Annotated in this window: 15 protein-coding genes; 7 read left to right on the top strand and 8 right to left on the bottom strand. The window is 54.4% G+C overall.

Annotated elements, in window-relative coordinates:
* The first annotated feature begins 4 nt into the window (after nucleotides 1-4).
* Entirely contained in the window at nucleotides 5-1,030 is a 1,026-nt protein-coding gene (tdh, locus tag WC1_RS02005; RefSeq protein WP_003024132.1) for an L-threonine 3-dehydrogenase, read from the top strand.
* Between the two features lie 192 nt (nucleotides 1,031-1,222).
* Nucleotides 1,223-2,260, top strand: coding sequence for a glycosyltransferase (locus WC1_RS02010; RefSeq protein WP_003024135.1), 1,038 nt, complete (start codon nucleotides 1,223-1,225; stop codon nucleotides 2,258-2,260).
* On the opposite strand, the gene WC1_RS02015 is transcribed toward WC1_RS02010, so the two are convergent.
* From WC1_RS02015 to gpmM, 3 genes are read right to left on the bottom strand one after another with little or no spacing between them, the layout of a single operon-like run.
* The gene (locus WC1_RS02015; RefSeq protein WP_003024138.1) at nucleotides 2,261-3,196 is read right to left on the bottom strand and encodes a divergent polysaccharide deacetylase family protein; all 936 of its coding nucleotides are present in this window, start codon (nucleotides 3,194-3,196) and stop codon (nucleotides 2,261-2,263) included.
* A gap of 3 nt (nucleotides 3,197-3,199) precedes the next feature.
* The gene (envC, locus tag WC1_RS02020) at nucleotides 3,200-4,459 is read right to left on the bottom strand and encodes a murein hydrolase activator EnvC (protein ID WP_230122419.1); all 1,260 of its coding nucleotides are present in this window, start codon (nucleotides 4,457-4,459) and stop codon (nucleotides 3,200-3,202) included.
* A gap of 33 nt (nucleotides 4,460-4,492) precedes the next feature.
* Nucleotides 4,493-6,037, bottom strand: coding sequence for a 2,3-bisphosphoglycerate-independent phosphoglycerate mutase (gene gpmM, locus WC1_RS02025; RefSeq protein ID WP_003837640.1), 1,545 nt, complete (start codon nucleotides 6,035-6,037; stop codon nucleotides 4,493-4,495).
* Between the two features lie 249 nt (nucleotides 6,038-6,286).
* Here gpmM and WC1_RS02030 point away from each other — a divergent pair, with 249 nt between their 5' ends.
* The 5 genes from WC1_RS02030 to cysE all read left to right on the top strand — a co-directional run bounded on the left by WC1_RS02030 (nucleotide 6,287) and on the right by cysE (nucleotide 9,455).
* Nucleotides 6,287-6,718 carry a rhodanese-like domain-containing protein gene (locus WC1_RS02030; protein WP_003024148.1) on the top strand — a complete coding sequence of 144 codons (432 nt, stop codon included), beginning with the start codon at nucleotides 6,287-6,289 and terminating at the stop codon, nucleotides 6,716-6,718.
* A gap of 52 nt (nucleotides 6,719-6,770) precedes the next feature.
* On the top strand, nucleotides 6,771-7,022 hold the full coding sequence (gene grxC, locus WC1_RS02035) for a glutaredoxin 3 (protein ID WP_003844542.1): 252 nt from the start codon (nucleotides 6,771-6,773) through the stop codon (nucleotides 7,020-7,022).
* Nucleotides 7,023-7,068: 46 nt separating this feature from the next.
* A complete protein-coding gene (secB, locus tag WC1_RS02040) occupies nucleotides 7,069-7,536 on the top strand; it encodes a protein-export chaperone SecB (protein WP_003024155.1) in 468 nt (155 codons plus the stop codon).
* Nucleotides 7,536-8,555 carry an NAD(P)H-dependent glycerol-3-phosphate dehydrogenase gene (gene gpsA / locus WC1_RS02045; protein WP_003844543.1) on the top strand — a complete coding sequence of 340 codons (1,020 nt, stop codon included), beginning with the start codon at nucleotides 7,536-7,538 and terminating at the stop codon, nucleotides 8,553-8,555. Before secB ends, gpsA begins: the two co-directional genes overlap by 1 nt.
* Nucleotides 8,556-8,633: 78 nt before the next feature.
* Nucleotides 8,634-9,455 carry a serine O-acetyltransferase gene (cysE, locus tag WC1_RS02050; protein ID WP_003024160.1) on the top strand — a complete coding sequence of 274 codons (822 nt, stop codon included), beginning with the start codon at nucleotides 8,634-8,636 and terminating at the stop codon, nucleotides 9,453-9,455.
* Between the two features lie 86 nt (nucleotides 9,456-9,541).
* Here the strand turns inward: cysE and trmL are convergent, their stop codons facing one another.
* From trmL to lldP, 5 genes are all read right to left on the bottom strand, one after another.
* A complete protein-coding gene (gene trmL, locus WC1_RS02055) occupies nucleotides 9,542-10,015 on the bottom strand; it encodes a tRNA (uridine(34)/cytosine(34)/5-carboxymethylaminomethyluridine(34)-2'-O)-methyltransferase TrmL (protein ID WP_016151165.1) in 474 nt (157 codons plus the stop codon).
* Between the two features lie 46 nt (nucleotides 10,016-10,061).
* Nucleotides 10,062-11,402: an MFS transporter gene (locus tag WC1_RS02060; protein ID WP_016151164.1), complete on the bottom strand. Its 1,341-nt coding sequence runs from the start codon at nucleotides 11,400-11,402 to the stop codon at nucleotides 10,062-10,064.
* Nucleotides 11,403-11,597: 195 nt separating this feature from the next.
* The gene (lldD, locus tag WC1_RS02065) at nucleotides 11,598-12,788 is read right to left on the bottom strand and encodes an FMN-dependent L-lactate dehydrogenase LldD (protein ID WP_016151163.1); all 1,191 of its coding nucleotides are present in this window, start codon (nucleotides 12,786-12,788) and stop codon (nucleotides 11,598-11,600) included.
* The gene (gene lldR / locus WC1_RS02070) at nucleotides 12,785-13,561 is read right to left on the bottom strand and encodes a transcriptional regulator LldR (protein WP_016151162.1); all 777 of its coding nucleotides are present in this window, start codon (nucleotides 13,559-13,561) and stop codon (nucleotides 12,785-12,787) included. Before lldR ends, lldD begins: the two co-directional genes overlap by 4 nt.
* Nucleotides 13,558-15,213: an L-lactate permease gene (lldP, locus tag WC1_RS02075; RefSeq protein ID WP_003837651.1), complete on the bottom strand. Its 1,656-nt coding sequence runs from the start codon at nucleotides 15,211-15,213 to the stop codon at nucleotides 13,558-13,560. The genes lldR and lldP overlap by 4 nt, the downstream gene beginning before the upstream one ends.
* Between the last annotated feature and the right edge of the window lie 224 nt (nucleotides 15,214-15,437).

Here is a 15,437-nt window from a genome sequence, read left to right as displayed (position 1 = left end):
TGAAATGAAAGCGTTATCCAAACTGAAAGCGGAAGAGGGCATTTGGATGACTGACGTTCCTGAACCGGAAGTCGGTCATAACGATTTGCTGATTAAAATCCGTAAAACAGCCATCTGCGGGACTGACGTTCACATTTATAACTGGGATGAATGGTCGCAAAAAACCATCCCAGTACCGATGGTCGTTGGGCATGAATATGTCGGCGAAGTTGTTGGCATCGGCCAGGAAGTTAAAGGCTTTAAAATCGGCGATCGTGTTTCTGGTGAGGGTCATATCACCTGCGGACATTGCCGTAACTGCCGCGGTGGACGTACTCACCTGTGCCGCAATACCACCGGTGTCGGTGTAAACCGTCCGGGCTGCTTTGCGGAGTACCTAGTGATCCCGGCATTTAACGCATTTAAAATCCCGGACAATATCTCCGACGACCTGGCGTCTATCTTCGATCCGTTCGGTAATGCAGTGCACACGGCGCTGTCGTTCGATCTGGTTGGGGAAGATGTACTGGTGTCCGGTGCGGGTCCAATCGGTATTATGGCGGCGGCGGTCGCGAAGCACGTTGGCGCACGCCACGTGGTGATCACCGACGTTAATGAGTATCGCCTTGAGCTGGCGCGCAAAATGGGTATCACTCGCGCGGTCAACGTATCGAAAGAGAATCTGACCGACGTGATGGCTGAACTGGGTATGACCGAGGGGTTTGATGTGGGCCTGGAGATGTCCGGGGCGCCGCCAGCGTTTCGCGCTATGCTGGACACCATGAATCACGGTGGCCGTATTGCTATGCTGGGTATTCCGCCATCTGATATGTCCATCGACTGGACGAAAGTTATCTTTAAAGGACTGTTTATTAAAGGTATCTACGGTCGTGAGATGTTTGAGACATGGTACAAAATGGCTGCACTGATCCAGTCTGGTCTGGATTTGTCGCCGATCATCACCCATCGATTCTCCATCGATGAATTCCAGCAGGGCTTTGACGCGATGCGTTCAGGCCAGTCAGGGAAAGTGATCCTGAGCTGGGATTAACCGTATCCACCCTGTGGATTCTGTGTGTTGTCCCCGGATGTTGATTATCATTAATCATCCGGGGCGTTTTTTGCCTGCACAATCTCTCCCGCCCGGCGCATTTTCCGCTAAAGAATTAATAATTTTTTCTGAAAATCTACCGCTTAATATGCTAAAAAGTGCCGATTACTCTATTGTCTGGCTGGATTTGATATGACCTATATCCCTGGTCTCCTGAGCGTCATTATGCCGCTTTACAACACGGGTGAACCGTTCATTGCGTGTATGGATTCGCTGATTGCGCAAACCTGGAAGAACCTGGAGATCATCATTGTTAATGATGGCTCTACGGATAACTCTGCGGAGCTTGCTCAGTCTTATGCGGATCGTTATCCGCACGTTCATCTGCTGCACCAGCGCAATGGGGGCGTTTCGGCGGCGCGCAATACCGGGATGAAAGTCGCCAGGGGGGAGTACATTGCGTACGTAGACGGCGATGATATTGCCTACCCGGAAATGTATGAAACGCTGATGACTATGGCGCTGAAAGACAACCTGGATGTTGCGCAGTGCAACGCTGATTGGTGTATTGCGGAAACCGGCCACACTTGGGCATCCATTCCTACCGATCGTATTCGTTCTACCGGCGTGATGACCGGGCCAGACTGGTTACGCAAAGCGTTAGCCAGCCGCCGTTGGCGACACGTTGTCTGGATGGGCGTTTATCGTCATCAGACTATCCGCGACGCGGGGCTGACCTTCCTGTCTGGCCTGCATCACCAGGATATTATCTGGACGACGGAGTTTATGTTTAATGCGAAGCGCGCGCGTTACACGGAAATCCCTCTGTATAAATACTTCCTGCACGGCGCATCTGTTAGCCGTCTGCCGCGCACCGGGCTGAAAAACCTCGCTTACCAGCGCCACTACATCAAAATTACCCGTCTGCTGGATAAGATGAATCACGACTACGCTGGGCGTATTCCCATTTACCCGGAATTCAAACAGCAGGTGATTTACGAAGCGCTACGCGTTTGTCATTGCATACGTAAAGAACCGGACGAGAAAATCCGCCAGCGCATGATTGCTGAAGTATTCGTGTCGGGTATGTTCAAGCGTATGGTAAGCAATATTTGCAGCGTTAAGCTGGGTTATCAGGTGCTGTTGTGGGCTATCCGCTTTAGCCAGTGGCGCGATAAAGCACTGACGCCGCGCCGCCTGGCTCATTTAACGCTGGATAGCAAAGAGTGATTATTGCCAGCCCTGCCACTGCAGGCGCATATACTGCACCAGCGTGCTTTGGGTAATGCTTTCGCCGAGCACGCTGAAGAAGCGGCTGGCGTACACTGGCTCTAACGGCTGCTTCGGTTTGCATAATTTCACCCCGCGGAAAGGATTACGCGGCGCATCAGGTGTACCGTTCTTCGGTGGCGTGAGGTTTGGTCTGGAGGTATCCACCTGCGGTTCATTGAGCAGGCTGCTTGGGCGAACCAACGTGATGTCGGCTGGCAGGCTATACAGCATCTGTTGCAGGACACGAACCGTAGACGGGTGAGGATGGCCAATGGCGATTGCGGAACCGTTGCGGCGCGCCAGCTCGACGGCACGATTAAACTGACGGCGAATATCGGCTTCGTTTTGCGTGTCATCCAGGAAGACTTTGCGTTTGATGACCTTCACGCCGGTTCCTGACGCTGCGCGCATTGCCTGGCTGTTACCAATGGTCATGCTGTCCAGGAAGTAGAGATCGTAGCGTTCCAGCGCCTGCATCACCTTCTGCATGCCAAACAGGCTGGAGGTCATCGCGCTGCCCATATGGTTGTTCAGACCGACCGCATTCGGTACTTTGCTTACCGCGTCGCGAATAATTCGCTCAATCTCTTCGCTGCTCATTTCAGGGCGTAAAGTATCTTTCTCTAACGGCTGCTTGCTCAGCGGTGCCATTGGCAGATGGATTAAGACTTCATGCCCGCTGTTATGCGCTTTGATTGCCATTTCACGCGCATGTGGGGCGTTAGGCAGAACGGCAACGGAGATGGTAGAAGGCATCGCCAGTACCTGGTTTTCAGTGTGTGGGCGATAGCCGAAATCATCAATGACGATGGCGAGTTTGCCAGCAAAAACAGGTGTTGCGAAGGCCAGCAGGCTGGCGAGAGAGAGTAGTAGACGACGAAATTGTTGTGGCAAAACTTATCTTCCCAACCACGGCTGTGGATTGACCGCCTGACCCTGGCGACGAATTTCGAAATAGAGTGCCGGCCTGCCCTGACCGCCGCTGCTACCCACTAGTGCTATAGGCTGCCCGGCGCGAACCTGCGTACCGACGCTGACCAGTGCGCTCTGGTTATAACCGTACAGGCTCATATCGCCTTTACCGTGCTCAACGACGACCACCAGGCCATAGCCCTGCAACCAGTCCGCCAGAATGACGCGACCATCGGCAATGGCTTTAACTTCGGTGCCTTCGGATGCGCCAATAACCATCCCCTTCCAACGTAGCTCACCCTGCAGTTGTTCGCCATAACGATGCAGTGTTGGGCCACGAACGGGCCAGAATGCCTGGCCGCGCGGCGAACCCAGGCCGCCGGTACGGGACATCAGTGATTTTTCGCTTTCGGTCGGCTTGTAGGTCGAGCCTTTTCGTGACGCATCCTTCTGCTTATCACGTACGGCCTGCGCCTCGCGCGCTTCACGTTCCGCGCGCGCTTTGGCCGCAGCTTCGGCGCGAGCAATGCTGTTGCGCAGACGGGATTCGTTAGCGCGCATTTCGCCCAGTTGCTGCTGGCCCTGTTGAATCGAGGACTCAAGACCCGCCAGTGTTTTCTGGCGTTCGTTACGCGCCTGCTCCAGCTTAGCCTGCTGAGCGCGTTGTTCGTACAGCAGGGTCTGCTGTTCGCTCTGCTTATCTTCCAGCTCGGCTTTTTGCGAATCGACCTCTTCGCGCGTTTGTTTCAGCTGCGCGATAGTTTCTTGCCTCGCCTGGTTCAGGTAGCCGAAATAGGCTTGCAGGCGCTGTCCGCGCTGGCTTTCTTCGCCGCTAAGGATGAGCTGAATACCGGTGTGTTCACCCTGGCGAAACGCGGCGTCTAACTGGGCTGCCAGACTGCGCTCTTGCGCTGCTCGTTGCTTTTCCAGCTTCGCGAGTGCTGCGTTCATCTCTGCGATTTGCGCGTTCAGTTGTGCCAGTGAGTTCTGCGTTTCGCGTAACTGCCTTGCGGCAACGGCGATGGCTTGTTCCTGAGCTTTAAGCTGAGCGAGGAGAGTGGAACGTTGTTGTTGCTGTTGGCGTACCGCGCGTTCTTTTGCCGCGATATCGGCCTGAATAGATTTGAGCTGGTCGCGTTCGTCCGCGTGGGCGGAAAAGGCGCACAGCAATACGCCAGCGCTAAGCGCGCTGGCGTAGAACAAGGGCCTGACTGAAAACTTACGCGGTTTCACGGCCCGAGTGATGGTATTAATCGCCTTTCCCCTCATGGGGAGGGATTATTCCACGATGAACAGCGGCTTACCAGTCATCTCTTGCGGGATTTCCATACCCATCAGCGTCAGCATCGTCGGGGCGATATCAGAAAGTTTGCCGCCTTCGACTGCTTTGACGTTCTTACCACCGACATAAATCAGCGGAACGGGCAGGTTGGTATGTGCAGTATGTGCCTGACCGGTGGACGGATCGCGCATCTGCTCTGCGTTACCGTGGTCTGCGGTGATCAGCAACTGGCCGCCAACGGACTCAACCGCTTTAGTCACCTGCTCAACGCAGTGATCCAGCGCTTCAACCGCTTTAACCGCTGCTTCCATCACCCCGGTGTGACCAACCATGTCGCCGTTCGGGTAGTTACAAATGATGGTGTCGTATTTACCGCTCTCAATCGCTGCAACCAGCTTCTCAGTCAGTTCAGCAGAGCTCATTTCCGGCTGCAGATCGTAGGTCGCAACTTTCGGAGAGTTGATCAGGATGCGGTCTTCGCCTTTGAACGGCTCTTCTACGCCGCCGTTGAAGAAGAAGGTCACGTGCGCATATTTTTCAGTTTCGGAAATACGCAGCTGCGTTTTTTCGTTCTTCGCCATCCACTCACCAAAGGTGTTGGCCAGAGATGCTGGTGGGTAAGCAACCGCAGTTTTGATGTCTGCCGCGTATTCGGTCAGCATCACAAAGTTGAGGTTAACGACTTTCTTACGGGCGAAGCCGTCGAAATCAGCGTTAACAAACGCACGGGTGATTTCACGCGCACGGTCAGCACGGAAGTTCATGAAAATCAGCGTATCGCCATCTTCCATAGCAGCATCTGCCTGACCTTCGGCACGGATCACGGTTGCTTTGACGAATTCGTCGTTCTCGTCGCGGGCATAAGCAGCCTGCAGACCTTCAACCGCCGTAGCGAACTGGAACTCGCCCTTCGCCAGCGTCATCAGATCGTAAGCCTGTTCTACGCGATCCCAACGGTTGTCGCGGTCCATAGCGTAGTAACGACCGATGATGGACGCTACGCGGCCTTTGCCCAGCGCGGCAAATTTCTCTTCGAATTTCTGCAGTGAATGTTCAGCGCTGCGCGGCGGGGTATCACGACCATCAAGGAAAGCGTGCAGATAGATTTTTTCAGCGCCGCGTTCAGCGGCCATTTCTACCATCGCCATGATGTGATCTTCGTGGCTGTGAACGCCGCCAGCAGAGAGCAGACCCATGATGTGTACCGCTTTCCCGGCATTTTTTGCCTGGTCGACCGCATCGGTCAGCACCGGGTTAGCGAAGAAAGTACGTTCTTTGATTTCAACGTCCAGACGGGTAAGGTCCTGATACACGATACGGCCCGCGCCCAGGTTGACGTGACCCACTTCGGAGTTGCCCATCTGGCGATCGGGCAGGCCGACTTCCAGACCAGACGCATCAATCAGGGTATGCGGACGTTTTGCCCACAGCGCATCCATTACCGGGGTTTTAGCACTAAAAATGGCGTTATCCTGGCTGTCTTCGCGATAGCCGTAGCCATCCAGAATCACCAGTACCATAGGTTTTTTAGAAACCGACATTGCGACAACCTCACACTCAAGAGATAAAAAATAATTGCGTAATTTTACTACAGCTGAATCGATAAAGTAGCCCCCGAAGATCAAATAATGGGGGATCGCGTGCCAGGGGGAACACCGATTTACATTTTTTTTTCCGTAGCGCCCCGCAAAAATGCAATCCAATGCACGCTCTGGCTGTATTTGCGCCAACGCGCAGGTATACTCCTTTCCTGGTTTTTTTAATCACTGAGTCGGGAGTTGTTACCCCCCATGCAAGAAATTATGCAATTTGTTAGTCGCCACCCTGTCTTGAGTATCGCCTGGATTGCGTTACTGGCGGCTGTATTATTTACCACGTTTAAGAGCCTGACCTCAAAAGTGAAGGTGATTACTCGCGGCGAAGCTACACGTCTCATCAACAAAGAAGACGCCGTTGTTGTGGATTTACGCCAGCGCGACGACTTCCGCAAAGGCCATATCGCAGGCTCCACTAACCTGCTGCCGAGCGAAATCAAAGCCAACAATTTTGGCGAACTTGAAAAACACAAAAACAAACCTGTGATTGTGGTTGATGGTTCAGGCATGCAGTGCCAGGATTCAGCAACTGCGCTGATTAAAGCCGGTTTTGAGCAAGTATCCGTACTGAAAGACGGCGTAGCGGGCTGGAGTGGTGAGAATCTGCCACTGGTTCGCGGCAAGTAATTTACCCATCTTCTTTCATGCCGCAGGGTAAAAAGAACACTGGAGATAAGTCATGGCCAATATTGAGATCTACACCAAAGCAACCTGCCCGTTTTGCCATCGCGCAAAAGCGCTGTTGAACAGCAAGGGTGTGAGTTTCCAGGAGCTTCCGATTGACGGCGATGCCGTAAAGCGTGAAGAGATGATCAAGCGCAGTGGCCGTACGACGGTTCCGCAGATTTTTATTGATGCACAGCACATTGGCGGTTGTGACGACTTGTATGCGTTGGATGCGCGTGGTGGACTGGATCCCCTGCTGCAATAAGGCGTACTGAAAGTATTTAAAGGACAACACTAAGGGTTTTCTAAACATGTCAGAACAAAATAACACTGAAATGGCTTTCCAGATCCAACGTATCTATACCAAGGATGTGTCTTTCGAAGCGCCAAATGCACCGCATGTTTTCCAGAAAGATTGGCAGCCAGAGGTTAAACTTGATCTTGATACCGCATCTACCCAACTGGCAGATGACGTGTATGAAGTAGTGCTGCGTGTCACCGTAACGGCTTCCCTGGGTGAAGAAACTGCGTTCCTGTGCGAAGTTCAGCAGGGCGGTATTTTCTCCATCAGTGGTATCGAAGGGACTCAGATGGCGCATTGCCTGGGCGCATACTGCCCGAACATTCTGTTCCCGTATGCCCGTGAATGCATCACCAGCCTGGTATCACGCGGTACGTTCCCGCAACTGAACCTTGCGCCGGTCAACTTTGATGCGCTGTTCATGAACTATTTACAGCAGCAGGCTGGCGAAGGTACTGAAGAACATCAGGATGCCTGATGAACCAAAGTAATGCTTCAATGACTGTGATTGGTGCCGGCTCGTACGGCACCGCTCTTGCCATCACCCTGGCAAGAAATGGCCATCAGGTTGTCCTGTGGGGCCATGATCCGAAACATATCGCGACCCTTGAGCACGATCGCTGCAACGTCGCGTTCCTTCCTGATGTGCCTTTTCCTGACACACTGCGCCTGGAAAGTGATTTAGCCACTGCGCTGGCCGCCAGTCGTAATATTCTGGTGGTGGTGCCGAGCCACGTCTTTGGCGAAGTGCTGCGAAACATCAAACCATTGATGCGTCCTGACGCACGACTGGTCTGGGCGACAAAAGGTCTGGAGGCGGAAACGGGGCGTCTGCTGCAGGACGTCGCGCGTGAAGCGCTGGGGGACTCAATTCCACTGGCGGTTATTTCCGGCCCGACGTTCGCCAAAGAGCTGGCTGCGGGCATGCCGACGGCGATTTCTCTGGCCTCGACGGACGACGCCTTTGCTGACGATCTCCAGCAGTTGCTGCACTGCGGCAAAAGCTTTCGCGTTTACAGCAACCCGGATTTCATTGGCGTGCAGCTTGGCGGCGCGGTGAAAAACGTCATTGCGATTGGTGCGGGGATGTCTGACGGCATCGGTTTTGGCGCGAATGCGCGTACCGCATTGATCACCCGTGGACTGACCGAAATGTCTCGCCTTGGCGCGGCGCTGGGTGCCGATCCTGCCACCTTTATGGGGATGGCGGGTTTAGGCGATCTGGTGCTGACCTGTACCGACAACCAGTCGCGTAACCGTCGTTTTGGCATGATGCTCGGCCAGGGTATGGACGTGCAGGGCGCGCAGGACAAGATTGGTCAGGTGGTTGAAGGCTATCGCAATACGAAAGAAGTTCGTGAATTGGCGCACCGTTTTGGTGTCGAGATGCCAATAACCGAGGAAATTTATCAAGTATTGTATTGCGGAAAAAACGCGCGCGAGGCAGCATTGACGTTATTAGGTCGTGCGCGCAAGGACGAGCGAAGCAGCCACTAGCCGTAAGGAACCGTTTCAATCTAACGACCCGACCCGCGAAGAACGGGTCGGTCGTTTTGCTACCTTCTGGAGTACGCAATGCCGTGTGAAGAACTGGATATCGTCTGGAAAAACATTAAAGCGGAAGCCCGGGCACTGGCGGAATGTGAGCCAATGTTGGCCAGTTTTTACCACGCAACGCTGCTCAAACATGAAAATCTCGGCAGTGCGCTAAGCTATATGCTGGCGAATAAACTCGCTTCTCCAATCATGCCCGCCATTGCGATTCGCGAAGTCGTGGAAGAGGCCTATGCCGCCGATCCTGAAATGATTGCCTCAGCGGCCTGTGATATTCAGGCGGTACGTACGCGTGACCCGGCTGTCGATAAATATTCCACCCCACTTCTGTACCTGAAGGGTTTTCATGCGCTTCAGGCCTACCGTATCGGTCACTGGCTGTGGCATCAGGGGCGTCAGGCGCTGGCGATCTTCCTGCAAAATCAGGTGTCCGTTACCTTCCAGGTAGACATTCATCCGGCGGCAAAAATTGGCCGTGGGATTATGCTCGATCACGCAACCGGCATTGTGGTCGGTGAAACGGCAGTGATTGAAAATGATGTCTCTATTCTGCAATCCGTCACGCTCGGCGGGACCGGTAAAGCCGGCGGCGATCGTCATCCGAAAATTCGTGAAGGTGTAATGATTGGCGCGGGAGCAAAAATTCTCGGCAACATTGAAGTCGGGCGCGGCGCGAAGATTGGCGCAGGTTCCGTGGTTTTACAACCGGTACCCCCGCATACCACTGCGGCAGGCGTACCTGCACGCATCGTCGGTAAGCCTGACAGCGATAAACCATCTATGGATATGGATCAGCATTTCAACGGGATACATCATACTTTCGAATACGGCGATGGCATCTGATTTCGAGCTATGCCCGGCGGCGCAGTGCTTACCGGGCCTACAAATCTCGTAGGTCGGATAAGGCGTCAGCCGCCATCCGACAAAAATCAACTACGCAATACCGCGCCGGGATAACCTAACTGGCGCCAGGCCTCATACACCACCACCGACACCGCATTTGACAGGTTCATGCTGCGACTGTCCGGCATCATCGGAATTCGAATTTTTTGTTCGGCTGGCAGCGCGTCGAGGATGCTGGATGGCAGACCGCGAGTTTCCGGGCCAAACATCAGATAATCCCCGTCCTGATAGCTTACCGCGCTATGCGCTGGCGTACCTTTGGTGGTCAGGGCAAACAGACGTTGCGGATTTTCTGCGGCGACGAAGCTGGCGTAATCAGGGTGGCGCAGCACGGCGGTAAACTCATGGTAATCCAGCCCCGCGCGACGCAGGCGCTTGTCGTCCCAGGTAAAGCCCATTGGCTCAATAATATGCAGACGAAAGCCGGTGTTGGCGCAAAGACGGATAATATTGCCGGTATTTGGCGGGATTTCTGGTTCGAATAAAACGATGTTAAGCATACTGCCCCCTTGATAACGGGGGGCAGAATAGCAGAAAGAGCGGGTACTATGCGACGGTCAGCGCGTGCGGTTTATAGCGTTGCAGTTTGTAAATCGTTGCGGCAGCCGCAATCAGCGCCGGAAGGCTGAGGAACATTAATATACTGTCTGCCTGCCATTGCAGGGAAAGCAACTGGGCGCTCATCATCGTTCCGGCTACGCCACCGAAGCGGCCCACGCCCTGCATCCAGGCAATGCCCGTTGCGCGGCAGTGGGTTGGATAAAACGTGGCGGCCAGCGTCTGCAGCCCGGACTGCGCGCCGTTCATGGTAATCCCCATCAGGAAGATCAGTGCGCCGAACAGGATGATATGGTTATGTTCAAACCCGAGAGCGAGGGCAAACAGCATCGTCAGAATAAAGCCAAGTGACACCACTTTATGTGCTTCCCAGCGATCCATTAACCAACCGGCCAGCAGGATCCCCGCAGTACCGCCGAAGGTAAACAGTGACGTCAGCCAGGCGGATTCAGCCAGCGGATAGCCCATTCCCAGCATCAGCGTTGGCATCCAGCTCAGCAGCACGTAATAGATAACCAATCCCATAAAGTAGGTCATCCAGAGCATCAGCGTGCCCGGAAGCCAGGGCATACTGAATAGCTGTGCCACGCTGCCTTTTTTGACCGTGACGCGGTCTTCATCCAGATAAAACTGGGTAACCTGTTCCAGACTTCCCGATATAAAGCGTTGAGCAATGCGTTTAACCTGTGCAACCCCTTTACCGCGGTGAACCAGATACTTCACCGACTCCGGCAGGAACAGCACCAACAATACGGTGAGGGCCAGCGGGGCGATCGCACCGGCAAGCAGGACGCTGTGCCAGCCGTAGTTGGGGATAAGCCAGGAGGAGATCACCCCGCCGCCTGCAGCCCCTAACGGAAAGCCGCAGTACATGGTGTTAATCGCCATTGAACGACAGCGTTTTGGTGCAAATTCTGACACCAGGGTGATGGCATTGGGCATTGCCGCGCCAAGACCCAGCCCGGTGAGAAAGCGCCAAAATGTGAGCATATTCAGCGTCTGGGCATAGGCAGTTCCCAGACTGGCGAGGCCAAAAAACAGACAGGAAAAGACCAGCACGCGTTTACGGCCCATACGATCGGAAATCGGCCCGGCCAGCAGTGCACCAAATGACAGGCCCAATAGCGCGGCGCTTAACACCGGTCCGAGATCCTGTTTCTTGATGCCCCAGTCGGCTGAGAGCGTGGGCGCAATATAGCCCATCGCCGCCGTATCGAAGCCGTCGATGGCCAGGACCAGAAAACCCAGGACAATAATGACCCAGTGGAAGCGCGAAAAAGGACTGTCATCTATCGCCTGCTGGATATTCACTTTTCCGGAATAAGCCATGTTACCCTCGCCCGTTATGATGGTTGTTATCTGTATATTTCGCCCTTGTATTAGCTTGTATATACATCTGACAGGTGGATAAAAAGTTGTCAAATATATTGGTTATAAATGTTAACTGGTCGTTATTTTTGGATAAAAAATGGCCGGACTGAGAACAGACCGACCATGCAGAAAGTGGGTTTTATGGGGATATTGTTACGCCGCGCTACCCTGAACCAGAGGTGCCAGCGCAGCAGGCAGGTTTTTTCCCAGTTCTTGTACCAGCGAATCATGACTGATTTCGCTAATCGATTTTGCACCGGTCAGGGTCATTGCCACCTTCATCTCTTTCTCGATCAGATTCAGCAGATTCGCTACCCCGGCCTGACCGTGGGTTGCCAGCGCGTACAGATAAGCACGTCCCAGCAGAACACTATCCGCACCCAGCGCAATCATGCGTACGACGTCCAGACCGTTGCGGATCCCGCTGTCTGCCAGAATGGTGATATCGCCTTTTACCGCATCGGCAATATCGGGTAACGCGCGAGCTGAAGACAGCACGCCGTCTAACTGGCGACCACCGTGGTTAGAGACAACGATGCCATCAGCGCCGAAGCGTACGGCGTCGCGAGCATCTTCAGGATCGAGGATCCCTTTGATCACCATCGGACCATCCCAAAATTCGCGGATCCACTCGAGGTCTTTCCAGGAAATCGACGGATCGAAATTATTCGCCAGCCAGCCGATGTAGTCTTCAAGGCCGGTGGGTTTGCCAAGATAGGTCGAGATATTGCCTAAATCATGCGGGCGACCGTTCAGGCCAACGTCCCATGCCCACTGTGGATGGGTGACAGCCTGCCAGTAGCGGCGTAGTGCCGCATTTGGGCCGCTCATCCCGGAATGGGCATCACGGTAGCGTGCGCCAGGTGTTGGCATATCGACGGTAAAGACCAGCGTGGAGCAACCTGCCGCTTTAGCTCGTTCCAGGGCGTTACGCATAAAGCCGCGATCGCGCAGAACATACAGCTGAAACCACATCGGACGCTTGATAGTCGGGGCGACTTCTTCAATCGGGCATACGGATACTGTGGAAAGCGTAAACGGAATGCCTTTGGCATCAGCGGCGGCGGCGGCCTGAACTTCGCCCCGACGCGCATACATGCCGCACAGACCGACAGGTGCAAGGGCCACCGGCATGGAGAGCGTTTCGTCGAACAGTTTTGTCTCCAGGCTCAGGTCGGACATATTCTTCAGCACGCGCTGGCGAAGGGCCACCTCCGACAGGTCTGCCACGTTACGGCGCAAAGTGTGCTCTGCATACGCCCCACCGTCAATATAGTGGAACAAGAAGGGGGGTAGGATGCGCTGGGCTGCGGCGCGATAGTCGCTGGCTGCTGAAATAATCATGTGTTGTTCTCCCTGCTATTCTCACTAGGGTCACCGGGCAGGCGGGTGATTCGCGCCTGGCGGGCCTGATCTTCATCAAATCGTTTAATCGTGGTGTGGACAAAACTGAGGTGCGCCATCATCGCTTTACGCGCGCCGTCGGCATCTCCGGCAACAATCGCATCCAGTACGGCCTGATGCTGTGCCGTCAGTTGTGAAAATACGGGCGGCACGAGGTACATACGCTGGCGGCTCTGTTTCACCGAAGACTGCAATACGTCGAAGAAACCGCGCATGGTCTGTAACAGCACCACGTTGTGTGAGGCCTCTGCAATGGCGAGATGAAAGCGAACGTCTGCCTGCGAGGCGAGATCTGGATCTTCGCTTTGTGTGGCCTCGAAACAGAGCCTGATCTTCTCTTTGTCGGCAGCAGTGGCACGCATCGCTGCGTGCCAGGCGGTACTGGCTTCGATGGCGTGGCGGGCTTCGAGAATATCGAAGCTGTAATCAGGGTCATCCGCCATCAGGCTTTTCAGTGGCTGAACAATGTTTTGTTCGGACCACGCTTCATGCTGCCAGCGGATAAACGTCCCACCGCCACGACGGCTAATCAGCACGCCTTCACTTACCAGCTTTGCTAGCGCCTCGCGTAGCGAATTGCGCGACACGCCAAGCTGTACGGCCAGCTGGCGCTCAGCGGGCAACTTCATGCCCGCTTCCAGCTGTTGTTCTTCAATCAGCGCCCGCACACGAGATGCGACCTCGTCTGACAAGCGTCTGGGCATCACTATCATGGAATCATCCAGGTTAAGACATAGGCCTGCAGTGTGGTAATCACACCCACCATGCAGGTGAAAATCAGACTGTGCTTCACGGTAAAGCGGAACAGGTCAGACTCTTTTCCCACTAATCCCACTGCCGCACAGGCGATAGCGATAGATTGCGGAGAGATCATTTTTCCGGTCACGCCGCCGGTGGTATTTGCAGCCACCATCAATACATCCGAAACACCGATTTGCTGAGCGGCCGTAGCCTGTAGGGCGGCAAACAGTGCGTTTGATGAGGTGTCGGATCCAGTCAGGAATACCCCCAGCCAGCCAAGGAACGGCGAGAAGAAGGTAAATGCGCTGCCGGTGTGAGCCAGGGCCAATGCCAGGGTGGATGAAAGCCCGGAGTAGTTAGAGATAAACGCGAATGCCAGCACCATCCCGATGGAGTAGATAGGTAGCGCCAGATCTTTCAGCGTGCTACCAAAGGTCTGAAGCGCAGCAGACGGCTTCATCTTCAGCCAGACGATGGACAGCAGGGCGGCAAACAGTATTGCGGTACCGGTCGCGGAGAACCAGTCAAATTTGTACACCGCCGCGTAGGCTGTGGCTTCGTGTACGACCGGCGGCATACGGGCAACCAGCTTGTCGAGGAACGGAACCGGAATATTGACCACCCAGTGGTACATCGCGCCGCCTGGCGCAAACAGCGCTTTAAACGGCGGTATGCTCCACAGCGTGACGGTAGCTGTCAGGAACAGGAACGGCGACCAGGCTCGGATGATTTGCCCGGCGGTGTAGCGGGTGCGCGACAGATCCATATCGACCTGCGAAGCGCCCATATCACCAAAGCGGAAGATGCGTACCGGCTGCCAGCGCTTCAGGAACAGCGTCAGACAGACCAGGGAAACCAGAGAAGAGATGATGTCCGGCAGTTCCGGTCCGATAAAGTTAGAGCTGAGATACTGCGCGATAGCAAACGAGCCGCCAGCGACCATCACCGCAGGCCAGGTTTCTTTCACGCCACGCCAGCCATCCATAATCGCCATAATCCAGAACAGCACGATAATGGTCAGGAACGGCAGTTGACGGCCCACCATCTGGCCAATCTCGAAGCTGTCCAGCCCGGTAACCTGACCGGCAACCAGAATCGGAATGCCCATTGCCCCAAAAGCGACTGGAGCGGTGTTTACGATTAAGCACAAGCCTGCCGCATACAGTGGGTTAAAGCCAAGGCCAACCAGCAGCGCGGCGGTAATCGCTACCGGAGCACCGAAGCCTGCCGCCCCTTCGAGGAATGCCCCAAAGGAGAAACCGACAATCAGCATTTGCAGACGCTGGTCTGGGGTAATCGAGAGTATCGAGGAGCGGATAATGTCGAACTGCCCGGTTTTTACCGAGATTTTATAGACGAATACCGCGGCGATAATGATCCAGGCAATTGGCCACAGACCGTAGAAGAAACCGTACACTACGGATGCCAGAGCGTGATCGACCGGCATTTTGTAAAACAGCAGGGCGACCGACAAAGCGATCACCACCGTCCATGACGCCGCAACGTAGCCTTTCAGCTTGAGCTTAATCAGGGCGAAGAAAAAGAACAGGATGGGGAGCGATGCGATCAGACTGGAAAGCCAGATGTTACCGGCCGGGTCGTAGTTCTGTTGCCAGAGATTCATTGCAGGTCTCCTGGGGGCCGCCGACATAATGGAATGAGTCTTTGCTCAAATCTTCGTCACATTATGTGTAAAAGTGGCCCTGCCAATATTGTTGTGTAGGGGTAATGACAATGAATGGTTAATCAAATGTTATTTATTGGCAACGGTATTGTACGCAAATTTTAATGAAATGTGAGGTGCTGGTATGATCTGGCTAAAATTGGTAGGGCCAATTGCGAGGGGGA

Source organism: Citrobacter sp. KTE30 (assembly GCF_000398825.1).
In the GTDB taxonomy this organism is placed as follows: domain Bacteria; phylum Pseudomonadota; class Gammaproteobacteria; order Enterobacterales; family Enterobacteriaceae; genus Citrobacter; species Citrobacter freundii.
This window is presented reverse-complemented; position numbering and strand designations above follow the sequence as displayed.